15 protein-coding genes and 3 tRNA genes are annotated in these 17365 nt (G+C 52.0%); 7 read left to right on the top strand and 11 right to left on the bottom strand.

Going from position 1 to position 17365, the window contains the following annotated elements; all coding sequences use genetic code 11:
* The first annotated feature begins 74 nt into the window (after positions 1–74).
* The gene (locus tag V2154_RS02035; protein ID WP_353500856.1) at positions 75–1727 is read left to right on the top strand and encodes a dihydroxyacetone kinase subunit DhaK; all 1653 of its coding nucleotides are present in this window, start codon (positions 75–77) and stop codon (positions 1725–1727) included.
* 239 nt (positions 1728–1966) lie between these two features.
* Positions 1967–4129 carry a YgiQ family radical SAM protein gene (locus V2154_RS02040; protein WP_353500857.1) on the top strand — a complete coding sequence of 721 codons (2163 nt, stop codon included), beginning with the start codon at positions 1967–1969 and terminating at the stop codon, positions 4127–4129.
* Here the strand turns inward: V2154_RS02040 and rhaM are convergent.
* From rhaM to rhaB, 5 genes are read right to left on the bottom strand one after another with little or no spacing between them, the layout of a single operon-like run.
* Positions 4104–4418 (bottom strand): L-rhamnose mutarotase, encoded by a 315-nt coding sequence (gene rhaM / locus V2154_RS02045; protein WP_353500858.1) that lies wholly within the window; start codon positions 4416–4418, stop codon positions 4104–4106. The two genes, V2154_RS02040 and rhaM, sit on opposite strands and share 26 nt — an antisense overlap.
* A gap of 13 nt (positions 4419–4431) precedes the next feature.
* A complete protein-coding gene (gene fucO / locus V2154_RS02050; RefSeq protein ID WP_353500859.1) occupies positions 4432–5580 on the bottom strand; it encodes a lactaldehyde reductase in 1149 nt (382 codons plus the stop codon).
* Between the two features lie 19 nt (positions 5581–5599).
* The gene (gene rhaD, locus V2154_RS02055; RefSeq protein ID WP_353500860.1) at positions 5600–6424 is read right to left on the bottom strand and encodes a rhamnulose-1-phosphate aldolase; all 825 of its coding nucleotides are present in this window, start codon (positions 6422–6424) and stop codon (positions 5600–5602) included.
* A 42-nt stretch (positions 6425–6466) separates the two neighbouring features.
* Positions 6467–7723, bottom strand: a complete 1257-nt coding sequence (locus V2154_RS02060) for an L-rhamnose isomerase (RefSeq protein ID WP_353500861.1) — start codon at positions 7721–7723, stop codon at positions 6467–6469.
* Positions 7720–9195, bottom strand: coding sequence for a rhamnulokinase (gene rhaB, locus V2154_RS02065; RefSeq protein WP_353500862.1), 1476 nt, complete (start codon positions 9193–9195; stop codon positions 7720–7722). Before rhaB ends, V2154_RS02060 begins: the two co-directional genes overlap by 4 nt.
* A 330-nt stretch (positions 9196–9525) precedes the next feature.
* Between rhaB and rhaS the strand changes: the two genes are divergently transcribed.
* A complete protein-coding gene (gene rhaS / locus V2154_RS02070) occupies positions 9526–10353 on the top strand; it encodes an HTH-type transcriptional activator RhaS (RefSeq protein WP_353500863.1) in 828 nt (275 codons plus the stop codon).
* Between the two features lie 88 nt (positions 10354–10441).
* On the top strand, positions 10442–11311 hold the full coding sequence (gene rhaR / locus V2154_RS02075) for an HTH-type transcriptional activator RhaR (RefSeq protein WP_353500864.1): 870 nt from the start codon (positions 10442–10444) through the stop codon (positions 11309–11311).
* A gap of 69 nt (positions 11312–11380) precedes the next feature.
* Here the strand turns inward: rhaR and rhaT are convergent, their stop codons facing one another.
* Entirely contained in the window at positions 11381–12415 is a 1035-nt protein-coding gene (gene rhaT, locus V2154_RS02080; protein ID WP_353500865.1) for an L-rhamnose/proton symporter RhaT, read from the bottom strand.
* A 496-nt stretch (positions 12416–12911) separates the two neighbouring features.
* Positions 12912–14003, bottom strand: a complete 1092-nt coding sequence (locus V2154_RS02085; RefSeq protein WP_353500866.1) for a GGDEF domain-containing protein — start codon at positions 14001–14003, stop codon at positions 12912–12914.
* 264 nt (positions 14004–14267) lie between these two features.
* Between V2154_RS02085 and V2154_RS02090 the strand changes: the two genes are divergently transcribed.
* Positions 14268–14552: a DUF1435 domain-containing protein gene (locus tag V2154_RS02090; RefSeq protein WP_353500867.1), complete on the top strand. Its 285-nt coding sequence runs from the start codon at positions 14268–14270 to the stop codon at positions 14550–14552.
* Between the two features lie 137 nt (positions 14553–14689).
* Here V2154_RS02090 and V2154_RS02095 read toward each other — a convergent pair.
* From V2154_RS02095 to rsmC, 4 genes are all read right to left on the bottom strand, one after another.
* Positions 14690–14775, bottom strand: a tRNA-Leu gene (locus tag V2154_RS02095).
* 49 nt (positions 14776–14824) lie between these two features.
* Positions 14825–14910, bottom strand: a tRNA-Leu gene (locus V2154_RS02100).
* Between the two features lie 57 nt (positions 14911–14967).
* A tRNA-Leu gene (locus tag V2154_RS02105) sits at positions 14968–15053 on the bottom strand.
* A 281-nt stretch (positions 15054–15334) separates the two neighbouring features.
* Complete coding sequence (rsmC, locus tag V2154_RS02110; protein WP_353500868.1) at positions 15335–16393, bottom strand: 16S rRNA (guanine(1207)-N(2))-methyltransferase RsmC; 1059 nt, start codon at positions 16391–16393, stop codon at positions 15335–15337.
* Positions 16394–16508: 115 nt separating this feature from the next.
* Between rsmC and V2154_RS02115 the strand changes: the two genes are divergently transcribed.
* Together V2154_RS02115 and rimI are read left to right on the top strand one after the other, a co-directional pair.
* The gene (locus tag V2154_RS02115; protein WP_353500869.1) at positions 16509–16922 is read left to right on the top strand and encodes a DNA polymerase III subunit psi; all 414 of its coding nucleotides are present in this window, start codon (positions 16509–16511) and stop codon (positions 16920–16922) included.
* The gene (rimI, locus tag V2154_RS02120; RefSeq protein ID WP_353500870.1) at positions 16891–17334 is read left to right on the top strand and encodes a ribosomal protein S18-alanine N-acetyltransferase; all 444 of its coding nucleotides are present in this window, start codon (positions 16891–16893) and stop codon (positions 17332–17334) included. The genes V2154_RS02115 and rimI overlap by 32 nt, the downstream gene beginning before the upstream one ends.
* Positions 17335–17365 lie beyond the last annotated feature (31 nt).

Here is a 17365-nt window from a genome sequence, read left to right on the forward strand (position 1 = left end):
GCTCTGTGCTATGTTGGTTTAGAGGTATTCACAAATCTGACCATACTCAATAACAGTTAAAGGGACGAATCGGCATGTCGACATTTTTCATGAATGACCGCAAGAATCTGATTAACGACGTAATTGAAGGCGCAATTCTTACTTCCCCCTACAAAAATCTCGCCAAGCTGGACATCGATCCGGCCATTCGCGTTGTGGTTCGCAGCGACTGGGACAAAAAGAAAGTCGCGCTGATCTCCGGCGGCGGCTCCGGCCATGAACCGGCGCACGTCGGATTTATCGGCAAAGGCATGTTAACCGCCGCCGTCTGTGGCGACGTTTTTGCTTCTCCCAGCGTCGACGCGGTGCTTAGCGCCATTATTGCCGTCACGGGCGAGGCTGGCTGCTTGTTGATTGTGAAAAACTACACCGGCGACCGTCTCAACTTTGGGCTGGCGGCTGAAAAAGCCAAAAACCTGGGTTACAAAGTCGATTTAGTGATGGTGTCCGACGACATCTCCCTGCCGGATAACAAGCAGCCTCGCGGCATTGCCGGCACCGCGCTGGTGCACAAAATCGCGGGCTATGTGGCTGAAAAAGGTAAGTCACTCAAGGCGGTAACCGCCGCGGCGCAAAAGGCTATTGATGCCACCTCGAGCATTGGCGTGGCGATGAGCGGCTGTAGTTTGCCGGGAGACAGCGGCAAAGAAGAGGAAGAGAGCCGTATCCCTGCCGGGCAGGTTGAGCTAGGTTTGGGTATCCACGGCGAGCCGGGCGTGTCGAAAATCAAAACTCAGAACAGTGAAAAAGTCGTTGCCACCCTGGTCGAGAAGCTACAGGCGCAGGTGAAGAAAAGCGACAAACTGGCGGTATTGATTAATAACCTCGGCGGCGTTTCTCCTCTGGAGATGAATCAGCTGACCAAAGAGCTGGTGCATTCGGCGCTCGGCAAGTCGATTCGCTATCTGATTGGCCCTGCGGCGCTGGTCAGCGCGTTAGATATGAAAGGCTTCTCGCTTTCCACCATCGTGCTCGACGATGAAACAGAAAAAGCGCTGTTGGCGGATGTCGAAGCCGCAGGCTGGCAGCCCCTGGTGAAATTGGAAAAACTGCCGACGTTGAAAGCCAAAAAGCTGGGGCAGAAATCAAAAGTTAAGGCCTCAACCAATGCCGAAGTGGGCAAGATTGTCGAGGTAGTCACCGAGACGTTATCCGGGCTGGAAGATGAGCTGAATAAGCTGGACGCCAAAGTCGGCGATGGCGATACCGGTTCAACCTTCGCCTCCGGCGCGCGTGATATCCAAGAGCAAAACAAAGGCAAAAAGCTGCCGCTTAACGACCTTTCTGCGCTGTTAGCCGTGGTCGGCGATCGCCTGGCAACTGTCATGGGCGGCTCGAGTGGCGTACTGATGTCGATTTTCTTCACCGCCGCCGGGCAAAAAGTGGCAGAAGGGAAAAAGATCAACGAGGCGCTGTTGTTTGGTTTGGAACGCATGAAGCACTACGGCGGGGCTGACTTGGGCGACCGCACCATGATTGATGCCTTGCAGCCCGCTCTGGAAGCTTTGGGTAAAAAAGGCGACCTGAAAGCCGCCGCCAAGGCCGCCGCAAAAGGCGCCAAGGACACTTCCACCATGAAGAAAGCCAACGCGGGGCGCTCCTCTTACCTCAGCAGTAATAGTCTGAAAGGGGTGAAAGATCCGGGCGCAGTGGCAGTGGAAAAAGTGTTTGAGGCGCTCGCCAAATAACCTTCTTTATATGCTGTATATGCGCTGAAATAAAAACGGCCTGTGTGGTTTTCCATGCGGGCCATTTTTTATGGGCGCTATTTATTTCTGCATGAAGCCTTATTGCGAAGCTCCAGCAGTTCGGCCAAAAGGTTGATCTAAAGCAGGCAAAGTCGCTTCTTCCCCACGCTCTGTGTGGCTTATCCGTATAATTCCTCGCCAAAATATTCATAATGTCACTCCGCTAACGAAGAGCTTCTATGTCTGCCAGCCTGATCCAGCCCGAGCGCCATCTGTTTTCCTATCCCCTTTATTGGGCCGAGTGCTATGGCACCGCCCCATTTTTACCCATGTCCCGCGAGGAGATGGACCAGCTTGGCTGGGATAGCTGCGATGTGATTGTGGTGACGGGCGATGCCTATGTGGATCACCCCAGCTTTGGTATGGCAATCATTGGCCGCATGCTCGAAGCGCAGGGGTTCCGCGTGGGGATCATCTCCCAGCCTGACTGGACGTCCAAAGATGACTTCATGAAGTTGGGCAAGCCGAACCTGTTTTTTGGCGTGACGGCGGGCAACATGGACTCGATGATCAACCGTTATACGGCAGATAGAAAATTGCGCCATGACGATGCATACACCCCGGATAACGTCGGGGGCAAACGGCCAGACCGCGCCACGGTGGCGTATTCCCAGCGCTGCAAAGAAGCCTTTAATGATGTGCCAGTGGTGCTCGGCGGAATAGAAGCCAGCCTGCGTCGTATCGCCCATTACGACTATTGGTCTGACACGGTGCGTCGTTCGGTGCTGGTTGACTCCAAGGCCGATATGTTGATTTACGGCAACGGTGAGCGACCGCTGGTTGAAGTGGCGCACCGGCTGGCAGCAGGGGAGCACATCAGCGAGATCGTTGATGTGCGCAATACGGCGGTGATGCGCAAAATGGCATTGACGGGCTGGAGCGGGGTGGACTCAACGCGCCTTGATAAACCAGGCCGCATCGAGCCAATAATGAACCCCTATGGTGAAGACCTGCCTTGCGCTGAAGGAATACTGCCCGAAGCCGATGGCCCGCAGCCCATCACCGTTCGCGCACCTAAGCCGAAACCTTGGGAAAAAACCTACGTTCTGTTGCCCTCGTTTGAGAAAGTTAAAAATGACAAAGTGATGTATGCCCATGCTTCTCGGATCTTGCATCACGAAACTAACCCCGGCTGCGCGCGGGCGCTGATGCAAAAACATGGCGACCGTTACGTGTGGATCAATCCGCCTGCGATCCCCCTCGCCACCGATGAGATGGACTCAGTTTTCGCCCTGCCTTTCCAACGAGTGCCGCATCCTTCTTATGGTCAGATGCGTATCCCCGCGTATGAGATGATCCGTTTTTCCGTGAATATCATGCGCGGTTGCTATGGCGGCTGCTCTTTCTGCTCGATCACCGAACATGAAGGGCGAATTATTCAGAGCCGTTCTGCCGATTCTATTGTCAGAGAAATTGAAGAGATCCGCGATCGCGTGCCGGGATTCACCGGCGTGATTTCGGACTTGGGTGGGCCTACTGCGAACATGTATATGTTGCGCTGTCAGTCGCCACGTGCAGAACAAACCTGCCGTCGCGCCTCCTGCGTCTACCCTGATATTTGCCAGCATATGGACACTAATCATGAGCCGACCATCAAGTTATATCGGCGTACTCGTGCTTTGAAAGGTATCAAGAAAATCCTGATTGCATCGGGTGTGCGTTATGACCTCGCTGTACAAGACCCGCTTTATATTAAGGAGCTAGCGGAGCATCACGTTGGGGGATATTTGAAGATTGCTCCTGAGCATACCGAAACGGGACCTTTATCTAAGATGATGAAACCTGGCATGGGCAGCTATCATCGCTTTAAGAAGCTCTTTGACCAATATTCGAAAGCTGCCGGGAAAAAGCAGTATCTGATCCCCTATTTTATTTCGGCACATCCGGGGACGCGGGACGAAGATATGGTTAATTTAGCCCTGTGGTTGAAAGAGAATCGCTTCCGACTGGATCAGGTACAAAACTTCTACCCATCACCCCTCGCCAGTGCGACCACCATGTATTACAGCGGCAAAAATCCGTTGAATAAAGTGGATTACAAAAGCGAAGACGTGGTGATACCTAAAGGAGATCGCCAGCGGCGTTTGCACAAAGCCTTACTACGCTATCACGATCAGGCGAACTGGCCAGTGATCCGCGAAGGGCTAGTGACGCTGGGGCTCAAGCATCTTATCGGCGAACGTTCGGAGTGTCTGGTTCCCGCCGAAAATGGCAGGGGCTATAACGCCAATCGACCAAAATTCAGCGCCCGTCCGGCAGCTACACGCTTTACAGAGGGGCCGAAGCCCCTCCAATCTGGCGTGAGAAAGAGCACCGCTAGTCGAGGTAAAAAACCGGCTTAAGACTATGACTCACTGGGCTATTATCGGCATTCGCGGGCATAATGTCCGCCATATGTCGCCACCATTTTTGGCAAATTTGGGTGTCTGCTACTGCATTCCAGCGCGCTTCAGATTCAATCTCTACGGTGGCAAACAGCAAGCTGCGCTGCTCATCCAAGAAAATGCTGTAGTGATGCGCTCCGTGGGCCTTCAGCGTTTCTTCTAACTCCAGCCAGATAGGGGTGTGCCGCCGCTGATATTCGGCGTGCGCGTCAGGATTCACCTGCATCACAAAAGCTTTACGAATCATTTGTGTCCCCTCATTACATCGCGTTGAGATAGAGTTCACGGACCTGTTCCCGAGAAGCTTCTCTTGGGTTGCAGGGCGCGCAAGGGTCTGCCAGTGCTTTATCCAGCCAGCCTTCGATATCGTCTTTCGTGATGCCCAACTCGGCAAAACCTGAAGGAATACCCACGCGTTGAGAGAGTGCGCGGATAGCGTCGAGCGCAGCGTGGCTGGCGCTTTCTTCATCCATCCCGCTGATATCTACCCCCATAGCACGAGCAATCTCTGCAAACCTCTGCGGACAGGATGGCCGATTAAAGGCTTCAACGATCGGCAGTAATATGGCGTTGCAGATACCGTGCGGCAGGTTGTGCGTGGCGCCCGGCTGGTGGGCCAGTGCGTGAACCAGTCCCAACCCGGCGCTATTGAATGCCATACCCGCCAGATATTGACCGTGGGCCATCTTCTCGCGTGCCTGTAAATCCTTGCCGTTCTCTACTGCTGCTGGCAACCATTGGCTAATGGTACCGATCGCCGCCAGCGCCGTCGGATCCGTCAGGGGATGTGCCCCAACAGAGACGTAAGCCTCGATAGCATGGGTAAGGGCATCCATGCCGGTTGCGGCAGTGACGCTTGCAGGGATGGCCAACATAATGGCGGGATCATCCACGGCGATATCAGGGATCAGGTTGGTGTCGATGATCACTTCTTTGACCTGACGCTGGCTGTCGGTGATCACCGCGTTACTGGTTAACTCGGCCGCGGTGCCTGCCGTAGTGTTGATCGCCACCAAAAACGCACCTGGGTTTTTCACCTTGCCAACGCCCGAATAGGCCGTGACCGGCGCAGGGTTGGCAGTGAGGATTTTGATGCCTTTCGCTGTATCAATCGGGCTGCCGCCGCCAAACGCGATCAGATAGCTGCATTTATTCTGCGCATAGAGCCGGTAGCCTTCATCCACGATTTCACTGGTGGGGTTTGGCGAGACGCCGCTATAGAGTGCATAGGGCAAGCTGGCTGCTTCTAAAGCGTCAAACAGGCCGTCGAGCAGGCCGAGTTCGATCAGCTGGGCATCCGTGACTATGAGCGCTTTGCCGGAGATCTTGGTCTGGAGCAGTGCCACCATATCCGTGATGGCACCTTGCCCATGTAAGCTAATTTTAGGTAAAGCCAACATAAAGCTCATAACGCGTTCCTTTTCATCATTATGCTTTGAGTGCGGCGGCAAAAGGTTTGACGTCGAAACGCTCGCCCAATGCAATCAATTCCTCGGTAGAAATGGTTTGCTTCTTGCCGCCCATGGCAATCACTTTGACCAATATCTCTGCGGATTTCTCAGCGGTATCAATAAGTCCAAAGGCATCGTCGAGGGAAGGGCCGCTGCCGAAAATGCCGTGATAAGCCCAGAGCACCAGAGTGTGGTGTTGCATCTGATCGGCAGTCGCTGCACCGATGCCATCCGTGCCCGGCACCATCCACGGCACAATGCCGATACCATCAGGGAATACCACCAGACATTCGGTGCTGCATTCCCAAATTTCGCGAGTGAATTTTGCGCTATCAAGCTCAAGCACGTAGGTCAGAGCAATCAGGTTAGTGGCATGGCAGTGCATGATCACTCGATCCTGACCATCAGTCACTTTCATGCGAACGATATGAGATTGAAGATGCGCAGCCAGCTCGGAGGTCGGTAAGCCCCCGGCAGTTAAGCCCCACAGAATGCGGTAACCCGTCCCCTGACCGTTAAGTTGTATAACGGCCAAAGACTCGGCGGGCGAAAGCTGAACATTGCGGAAGAACTTGCCCGAGCCCGTGACGATAAAGTAGTGATTCGCCAGTTCCGGTGCTGCTTGAGTTAGGGCTACTGACCGTGGCTCACTGTAAAAATCGGCTTTATAGGGCGCGACATCTTCTGGCAGCAGGCGCAGGCTGACGTTGCCGCCGTTGCGCTCATCCCAGCCTTTCAGCCACATATCGCTGGTGGCTTTGATCATGCCCTGGACGAACCAAGCGTTGAGTAAAGTTTTCATCGTTAAATACCTTTAAAATCTTAAAAAATAGTGAGTTAGCTTTTATCGTTTTGCGAGTTCAGTTTTTTCATAATGGCGAACGTTATCCAGCCATTGGCTGCCGACCGGCACGTCATGGCGCAGGCAATACATATCCCACACGGCTTGCCACGGCAGGCATTTCTGTTCTTCGAGCAGCGCCAGTCTTGCGGTGTAGTCCCCCTCGTTCTCGAGCTTTTTCAGCAAGTCGGTGGGTTCGAGCAGGGCGCGCAGCAACGCTTTTTTCATATTGCGCGTGCCAATAACCCACGCCGCGATACGGTTGATGGAGGCGTCGAAGAAATCGAGTCCGATGTGTACGCGGTCGAACAGCTTGTGGCGGATGATCTCGTTGGCGATGGCCTGAGTTTCGTCATCCAGCAATACCACGTGGTCGCTGTCCCAGCGTACTGGGCGGCTGACGTGAAGCAGCAGGCGCGGGACGTACAGCATGACGCTGGAGATTTTGTCGGAGATGACTTCCGTTGGATGGAAATGACCTGCATCCAGACACAGTGCAGTTTGGCGGCTGGCCGCATAGCCCAGATAAAACTCATTCGAGCCGACGGTATAGCTTTCCGTGCCGATGCCGAACAATTTGCTTTCTACTGCGTCAATGTGATGGTGGGGATCGAGTTTCTCAGCAATGACTTCATCAAGCGCGCTTAATAGCCTTTCACGCGGGGCGAGGCGATCGACGGTGAGATCTTTCATGCCATCAGGGATCCAGATATTCATCACCGATGGGGTATTGAGCGCCTTGCCGAAAGAGGCGGAAATCCGGCGACTGGCCTGACAGTGTTCAATCCAAAACTGGCGGATTTCAGGATTGGCGTGCGACAGTGTGAAGCCATCTGCACTTAATGGGTGTGAGAAGCATGAAGGGTTAAAGTCCAGCCCTAGCTGGTTTTTCTTCGCCCATTCGACCCACTGGCTAAAGTGTTTGGGTTCGATTTCATTGCGTGCGACAGGCTTGTCAGATTCCAAATATAAAGCATGTAAATTCAGGCGATTAGGGCCGGGAATAAGCGACAGGGCCTGTTCTAAATCGGCACGCAGTTGCTGTGCATTTTTAGCTTTACCCGGATAACTGCCGGTGGCCTGAATCCCTCCTGTTAATGCGCCTTCTGGATTTTCAAAACCGGCAACGTCGTCACCCTGCCAGCAGTGCATTGATACAGGTAGGGTGTCGAGTTTCTGCATCGCGTCTTCTGCATCAATACCGAGTTGGGAAAAGCGCTCTTTCGCGAGCGTCCATGCATGATCTATAGATGAAGTCATACTGCGAGTTCCTCATTGGCGTTACTGAGTGCCTGAAAGCGACACCAGTGGGTAGCAAGATTGGGTACAGGCTGCGGCACATAGCGCTGCTGTGGGAATTGGCTAGAGAGCATTTGCCGATAAAGGTCGACATCTTTGACCAAGTTAAGGGCCATCAGCTGGCAGCCGATATTGCCGAGGGTGGAAGCCTCGACAGGCCCAGCGGTCACAGGAATTTGGCAGACATCGGCACAAAGTTGATTGAGAAAAGCATTCTGGCAGCCGCCGCCGACAATATGGATTGCCTCCAGCGGTGCTCCTTGTAGTTCAGCGAGCTGCTGAGCCGTTTGACGATAAAGCATGGCAAGGCTGTCAAAGATGCAGCGTGCTAATGCCGCAGGGTTTGTTGGGGCCGGCTCCCCCTGCTCATGGCAGGCTTCACAGATGGCATCGACCATGGATGCGGGGTTAATAAAGCGCGAATCGTTGGGATTGATGAGGCTGACAAAGGCCGGCAGCGCGGCCGCCTCGTTAATTAAGGACGGCAAATCCTGCACGTTCAGCTCGTTGCAGATGCGCTGCAACAGCCACAGTCCCATGATGTTTTTTAATACGCGATAACTGCCGTTAATCCCGCCTTCATTGGTGAAATTCGCCTCAAGAGCCGCGCGATGGGTGAAGGCTTTCGGGCTTTCGATCCCCATCAGCGACCAGGTACCGGAGCTGAGATAAGCTGAGTTTTTTCCGGACATTGGGGCGGCCACCACGGCACTCGCCGTGTCATGGGTGGCAACGCTGGTTACCGGCACGCGGTGCCCGTTAGGAGACAGCCAATAGCCTAATGATTTGCCCGGTTGGGAAGGTTTCTCTAGCCAGCTTTGCGGAATGCCCGCATATTCGAGCAGCTTTTTATCCCACTCTCCGCTGTGAATATTGACCATCTGTGTGGTACTGGCATTGGTATGTTCCCAGTTCATCACGCCGGTTAAACGGTAATACAGATAGTCAGGCATCAGCAGAAGGCGGTCTATTTGCGGGAGCCATTCTGGCTGCTGGCGAGTCAGCGCTTTTAACTGGTAGAGGGTATTGAACGGCAAGAACTGAATGCCCGTGGTGCGATAAATCACGTCTCGACCAAGCTCCAGGCAGGCTTGTTCCATCACGCCGTCCGTGCGTTTATCACGGTAAGCGACGGGCAGGCCGACACGGTTTCCCTGCGCGTCCAGCAAGACAAAATCGACTCCCCAGGTATCAATCCCAATGCTGTCGAGGCGAATATCGGCCCTCTCCAGCAGGGTCAGGCCAGTAAGAATATGCTGCTCGAGAGCGTCGAGATCCCAAGTGTCATAGCCATCAACTTTCACCAGCGTATTAGGAAAACGATGGATCTCTTTCAGCGTCAGTTGCGCTTTATGTTCACTATTAAAGGTTGCAAGCATCACGCGCCCACTCGAGGCGCCCAAATCAATTGCAGCAATATGGTGGAGTGTCATAACGGCCATTCCTTTTCAGATATGGTCGCAGTTTAGGCGGGGAGCTGGGGCATGACCTTCCCGTGAATGCCAAGCAATGGAGGCAGTTGGCAGCATCAAAAAGGTGATGGGGGAGTGGATCACAAAACGATAAAAACGAAGGAATTTCACCGCGAATGTAATGGGAAGAATTTTGCAATTATAGGTTGTGATCTTCGCCGCAGTTCCTTTCAACAGTCGGCAAATCTTTAAAAAATAACCGCAGAACGCGTTTTCTATGCCGTCGTTTTAAGGTTATCCGCCAGTGGTCAGGATAGGGTTATTTCACTTATTGAGGACAGGAGGCGAGACATGACGTTACTAATTGGCGATGATTATTTTGCTTCACCAGAGTTAACCATAGCCGTGGAACGGCGAACTCCGCAGGAAGCCTTCCCTGAGCATTACCATGATTTCCACGAGATCATGCTGGTGGAGAGTGGGTCCGGCGTGCATATCTTTAATGATGCACCTTATACACTTACCGTCGGCACTGTCTGTTTCGTGCGCGCCAGTGACCACCATCTTTTTGAAAGCGTCGATAATCTTCGGCTGACGAATGTGCTTTATCGTTCACCACAGGCATTTCGTTTTCTGCACGACGTCGGGCAATTTCTCCCGCAAGAACATCACTATCAGCAACAGGTGCATTGGCAGCTTAGCCCAACTTTGTTGCAGCAGGCTCTACAATGTATCGCTGTTTTAGAGCAGCATGCGGGGGGAACCCACCCCCAGCAAATCGCGGCGACGGAAAGCCAGTTTCTGCACCTGTTGATCCTGCTCTATCAGGGGTGTTTCCAGCCACTATTGCGAGACACCTCGGAAAACAAAATTAACCAGCTACTCGAATGGCTGCATGGCCATTACAGTGAGGAGATTAACTGGCCGGAAGCCGCAGATCGATTTACGTTGGCACTACGTACCTTACATCGGCAAATGAAGCAGCAAACTGGTATGACGCCTCAGCGTTATCTTAATCGCCTACGTTTGCTCGAGGCGCGCCGCAGGTTACACCATAGCGATCAAAGCATTACCGATATCGCCTACGCCTGTGGCTTCAGCGACAGTAATCATTTCTCGACGCAGTTTCGCCGGGAGTTCTCCATGTCGCCAAAACTGATGCGCAACCAATTGCGTTAGCTGCCGCACCTTTTGGCTGCTTGATGCGGGTATAAAATTTGCCCTGCGCTTATATTCCTTTGACTGAATGGGTTTGGGGATAGCCACGATGCAGCTTAAATTAATGAAAAATGATTTTTTTCTGACCAATAAAAACTCCGTCATGGTGGCCGAACGCCACCCTCAGGCAAATTTCCCTTCCCATGATCACGACTTTGACGAGTTGGTGATTGTTTGGCGGGGTAACGGCACGCATATTTGGAATGGCATTCCTTACCCCATTACCTGCGGCGATCTGTTCTATATCAATGCCAATGACCGACATAGCTATGAGTCAGTCAATGACCTGGCGCTGGACAATATTCTGTATTGTCGCGAACGCTTTCGTCTGGCTGCCGATTGGACCCAACTGCTGCCAGGGGAGGGCGTAAGCCAGGAGCAGCGCTATTGGCGGCTCAGTTCCCTTGGCATGACGGCTTTACGGGATAAAGTCGACGAGCTTTCTGCTGAATGTATGAAATCAGAATCAATCTCGGTTCAGCTCAGTGAAGCATTATTGATGCAGCTCGCCCTCTTGCTGCTGCGTTATCGTCACCCGCCAAATAGCGGCGTTTTACCCGATGCTCACCAGCTAGATCTGCTGCTGATGGCACTGCGAGCGAGTATTAGCGAGCCGTTCCATCTGGAGAGTTTCTGCCAGAAGCACGGCGTAGGGCTACGCGCAGTGCGAGCCTTGTTCAAACAGCATACCGGCATGAGCGTGTCGCACTACTTAAGACAACTACGGCTGTGTCGGGCTATGAGTTTGCTGCGCTATAGCGATCGGACCATTGGTGAAGTTGCGGCGGAATGCGGCTTTGATGACAGCAACTATTTTTCAGTGGTGTTTAACCGAGCCTGCGGGGTATCGCCAAGAGATTATCGCCAGCGCTTTATGAAACATGTCGTTAAGCCGATGGTGGTGCCGACATTATCCTGATGCTCATGGAGCGACTGCCACAGTGAGTTTATCTTTTTGGCAGTCGCTGTAGGCAATGTGATTAAGGGATTAGGCCGACATTCCCATGCCCACGATGTTGGCGGCCAGAATAATGATCAGACATCCTAGAGACAAAATTGCCACCGGCTTCCTGCCCACGCCTAGCCACTCTTTGAGCAACAGGCCAACAATACCGCCACACAAGACGTAGAAACTCATGTGTAACATCCAGCTCATGTAGCCGTACTCTGACGGAATGCTGGCGTGGCCCCACGCATAGAAGAAGAATTGCAGGTACCACATGGTGCCGCCCAAGATGGCAAACAGCGCATTCGTGATGAGCAGGGGTTTAGCAATCGACAGATCTGCTTTCACGGAAAGTTCGCGACGGGTTGCCAGCCGAATAAAGCAGAAGCCGAGGTTGACGATCGCGCCGCCGCCCATAATGACAACATAGCTTGGCAAGGCAACATAGAGGGGATTCAAACCTAGCTGCGCGGCTGATTCATGCATAGGCGTCGCGGCGCTCATGGCAAATGACATTCCGGCGGAGAAAATACCGCAGAAAGCGGCCAAAATAAGCCCCTTCTTGAGGTTAAACTCCTCTGCTTTGATGCCCAGCGATTTTTCCTTCAGGTAGCCTGCGTAGCTGACCACGGCAACGCCAATCACCGCGACCAACACGCCGAGCAGCGTCATTCTGCCGCCCGCCGTTCCTATCAGCACATCAACTTTCCCTTGCAGAACGGGTGTCATGAGCGTGCCAATTATGAGGGTGATACCGATGGCGATGCCTATCCCCAGCGACATGCCTAAATAGCGCATGGTCAGGCCATAGTTGATATTACCTATGCCCCACATTGCCCCAAACAGGAAGATAGGTAGCAGTGTTGAAAGACTGAATGAGCTGTAATAGGCCCAAAAATCTGGCAATAAAACATAGCTCACTGCCCAGGGCAGAACTATCCATGAGAAGAGGCCGGCCATCGACCACATGGTCTCCCACGACCACTTTTTAACTTGCTTGAGCGGGGCGTAAAAACAAGCTGCGCTGGCGGCGCCCACCAAGTGCCAGATAATGCCAAGAATAATAGAACTGCTCATACTGATAACCCTTTTTCGTTATTCATACTGGTTGTAGATGAGGTTGTTATGTGAGGGCACGTTTTACTGCCGCGATAAACGTTAAGGGCGGCATTGAGCGAAGTTTAGGCAGGGTTGTTATTGGGTACCTTCCACTGAGTGCCATCATTGGGGCGCATTTGGCATTCGCTAAAAGATGGTGATGTGGCAGTTCACAGATTAGAAATGGCAGCTAAAAAAGAGGGGAGGGGGTATTTAATTTGGTCAGGCTAAGAAGGCCATAATCACCATCGCGGAATATATCCGGGTAATTTCTACTCTTGGCACTCGTCCGAGAGGTAACAGACTGATGTAACATAGGCAGTGAATGGTGCTATTTCATTCAGCAGCCTTAATGGATAAACGAGGTTGTCATAATAATGAAATAAATTTTCTCAGGAATAATGGTTAATGCCAATTTTCTTGGCGTATTAAGCATCCATTTTTTTAATGTTTGAAACATTAAACTCGCCGTTATTCACAGCGAGTTTTTCATGTTATCTGTCGAAAGAATAGCTTCCCAAGAATAAAGTATTTTATTTCTTCCGCTATTTTTGGCGTGATAAAGCAACTGATCTGCCGCAGTTAATGCGGAAGGGAAATCGCCGTCATGGAGGGTAGAAAGCCCGGCACTGACTGTCACATGGGTGGAAACATCAGCATTAAAGTTATGCGGAATATTTAAGCTCAGCACCTTATTTTGAATGCGCTCAGCCATGCGTACCGCGTAGTCCTGGGACACATTCGACATAACTACCAGAAACTCTTCACCCCCGTAGCGCACCACCACGTCGCGAGAACGAACGGCATCGCGTATGGCTGCTGCGACCCGCACCAAAGCCTGATCTCCCATGGTATGACCATAGTTATCGTTGTAGGCTTTGAAGTGGTCAATATCGAGCAACATCACGTAATGGCTGGATTTGTCCTGACTGAATACGGTTTCTAGCTTGTTTTGTAAGCCGCGGCGATTATACAAACCGGTAAGGGGATCAAGCATACTAAGATCGCTAAATTTTTCCCTTTCGCTATAGAGATTAGTCAACATTCGGCGGGTGAAGGCGTCGCTGCGTTTAAGCATCATATGGTGCAGATACAGCCCAATGAGCGGCAGGGCAACGGTGAAAATTATCTTGGAGATGTGAGTGAAACCGTCTAAAAAAATAACGGTTCCAGTGGAAGGTGCTACATGAAGGCAAAATGCCAGGAAATTATCCGATAAAGCGATAACGCTAATAAAGAATATACTGAGCAGGCTGACCAGCAAGTAACTCTTATCATAGTCACCGATTTTATCGAACTGCAGAATTATATGCCATGCCCATAAACTGCCGACCAAGATGGAGCAGATACTTAAACGGAATAGCTCAGTTTTTTTATTCAAATAAATGAATATTAATCCTGATACGCACACCACCCCAATAATCATTAAGGGTAGGCTGGATTTAGCCATCTTTACTGCTGGGTTAATCATTGAAAATAGGGCCGATGCACTATTTAAGAAAAAGAATAACAATAGCGAAAGACGATGTTTGCTTTTTAGCAATTCATCATAGGCATGAAATATCATTAAAATTCACTCTATTTAGGGTCCGGCCTTATGAATAGTTCAATGCTGCAATATCTGCAGTAAATAGCTGAGTTCAAATAAATTGACGACTAATAATCTAGGAAGGTGATTATTTAAATTCGATAGGTTATTAAATACCGAACTTAAAACTATCACTTTTGGTTACCACTGTCACCTTAACGGGCGCGTGGCGGGCAAAATGATGCGCGATGAGAAAAATTGCTATATGCTATTGGTTCTCATTATCACTGTATGGCAAAAATCATGATTGCAGCGATGGTAGCGGCGTGTGGACTCTGGGGAGTGAGTTGGTTTTTAGGTAAAAGGCTGACCAGCGGCTGGGGCGTACTTTTGCCTTGTGCGCTGCTGCCCTTCTTGGCTTTAGCCAATCTTTCGTTGGATAACCTACGCGTACTGGTCGTTATTGCGATGCTCGCCACGCTGGTGATGTTGCTGCATAAAACACTTCGCCACTATTTACTCCTGCCGTCGTTTGTTGCACTGGCAGGCGGGCTGACAGCACTCTCTTTAAATTTCAATCTGCTATAACAGGACGGGCGAAAGGATAAATCGTTTAACAAGGTTTAGGGGTTTTGGGTGACTGACTGTTGCCTGAAAGGCAGAGATTTTTTTGAGAAAAGACAGAGACTTGCAAGAGGGGATGTCGATATTTGAAGAGAATCATGTGGTGCGAAGGGAGGGACTCGAACCCTCACATCCTAAGGACACTAACACCTGAAGCTAGCGCGTCTACCAATTCCGCCACCATCGCACAGATGATTTCTTCTTTATATCTAACTGCCTGATTTATATCACCGGAGTGGTGCGAAGGGAGGGACTCGAACCCTCACATCCAAAGGACACTAACACCTGAAGCTAGCGCGTCTACCAATTCCGCCACCATCGCATCGTGCCGTGCAATATAAATTCAGTTTACTGCTGTTAACTCACTCAGTAGTTGTATTGGTGCGAAGGGAGGGACTCGAACCCTCACATCCAAAGGACACTAACACCTGAAGCTAGCGCGTCTACCAATTCCGCCACCATCGCATTCTCAGCAGAAAATTCATCAGAACTTACTCTGCGAGTAATACAACTACGGGGCCGAATTCTAGAGATTTCCGCTCCGCCGTCAATACTTATTTCCGCCATTGCCGACGTTTGGTGTAAAAAGCAGCATATTCACGGGGAATAGGGCTGTTTAGCTATTTACCAATAGGCCAAATGCAATGACTCGAGGGAAAGTTCGCCGCGTTTGATGTCTCCCTGAGTGAAGCCAAGGCCACGGCGATGTAAGGTGCCGCAGCCTGTACGGCTCCGGCGAGTTAAGGTTAGCGTTTTTTCTTTTTCGGATCGCGTGGCGTGCGGCCTAGCGTGGCCTGATACACCTTAAAGCGGCCATTCTGCGCCAACACTTCGTGGCTGCCGAAGGTGGCATCCAGCAGGGCAGCGTATGGCAGGAAGGCGTTAGCTACGATGCGCAGGTGCCCGCCGGTATTCAGGTGCTTGGCTGCGCCGCGAATCAGCTGTTCAGCCGCATGGAGGCTAGTTTGCAAGCCTTCGTGGAACGGCGGGTTGGAAATGATCATATCGAAACGACCCGCGATGTCGGAGTAGACATTACTGGCGATAACTTCACCCGGCAGGTCGTTAGCTGCCAGCGTCGCCCGGCTGGCTTCGATAGCCGCTGCGCTCACATCGCTGAGGGTGATTTTCATTTTTGGCGAATAAGTGGCCAATACTGCCGCCAGCACGCCGGAGCCGCAGGCGATATCCAGCACTTTGCCTTTCACCGGCTCTTCAAAGCTGTTGATTAACAACAGGCTGCCGCTATCTAGCCCTTCGCGGCTGAATACGCCAGGCAGGGTTTTAATGGCGACTTCTTCCACCATATAGGTGTCCCACCACTCTTCGGCGTCGAACGCAGGCTGTTTTTCCAAACGGCCGTGGTATAAGCCACAGCGGCGCGCGCTGTCGATTTTGCTCACTGCGCACAGGCCTTCGAGCACGGTTTCCACGCTGCGAACGCCACTGCGGTTCTCGCCGACCACAAAGATGTCGATACCGACTGGCAGCTGCGACAACAGGTTGAACAGTTGGAATTTTGCTTCCTGCTTGCTCTTCGGCCAGTAGTAGACCAGCAGGTCAGAAGGCTGGATAAATTCAGCATCGGCTAACAGGCTAAATTGCACATTGTCTTGTAATGCGCCGCTCAGCATCTGCCAGTGGTGATATTGATTGGTATGAACGCGAACCTCTTCGGCCTCGCACTCATCAACGAAAATGGCGGGTAAATCATCTTGTAAGTCACCGGCAAACAGCACGCGGCGCCCTGTAAATTCGTCACTGTGGCGCAGTATTACTTCACTTGCCGGGGTTAATGCAGACATCAGGTTGTGGCTCCTCAGGAATATGACCGGTGATTATAGAGGTTTATTGGCGCGCGTTCGATGTGTTTGCTAGCATAGCGCGGCATTTCGGGTGTTCAACAGGCAGGGAACAGGTATGGCATCAAGACGAGACTGGCTGTTACAACAGATGGGGATCACCCAGTGGACATTGCGCAAACCCTCTGTTTTACAAGGGGAAGTGGCCGTTAGCTTGCCGGAAAATACCCGACTGCTGATCGTCGCCGATGTGCCTCCTGCTGAAGATGAACCGTTGGTAAATGATGTGGTGCGCAGCCTCGCGCTGGCTGCTCAACAGGTTTACCGTCTGACGCCAGAGCAGGTGAGTATGCTCCCCGAAGGCACGCACTGTAATACATGGCGACTGGGCATTAACGCACCCTTAGCGGTCGAAGGCACACAGTTATCCAGCCCGGCTCTGGCCGAGCTTTATCAAAATGCCGCAGCCAAACGCGCGCTCTGGCAGCAGATTTGTGAAAATGAACAACATTTCTATTCTGACGCCCGCTGATTTACCCCGTGCTCTGCAAATTGAAAACGCCAGCCACGCTTTCCCCTGGACCGAGAAAACCTTGGCCAGCAATCAGGGCGAGCGTTACCTCAATCTCAAAATCACGCAGGGCGAGCAGATGGCCGGTTTCGCCATCACGCAGATCGTTCTCGACGAGGCGACGCTGTTCAACATCGCCATCGACCCCGCATTCCAGCGCCAAGGTTTAGGCCGCAAGCTGCTTGAAGATGTCATCGAAAAGCTCGAGCAGCGCGACGTCGTCACCCTGTGGCTTGAGGTCCGCGCCTCCAACAGCAAAGCTATCGCGCTGTATGAAAGCCTCGGCTTTAATGAAGTTTCCGTTCGCCGCAACTATTACCCCGCCGCGCAAGGCCGTGAAGACGCCATCATGATGGCGCTGATTCTGGGTTAGCGTAAACCCTGCCTAAAAAACCATTGATTGC

The sequence above is a fragment of the Ewingella sp. CoE-038-23 genome, from assembly GCF_040419245.1.
Lineage (GTDB): Bacteria > Pseudomonadota > Gammaproteobacteria > Enterobacterales > Enterobacteriaceae > Ewingella > Ewingella allii.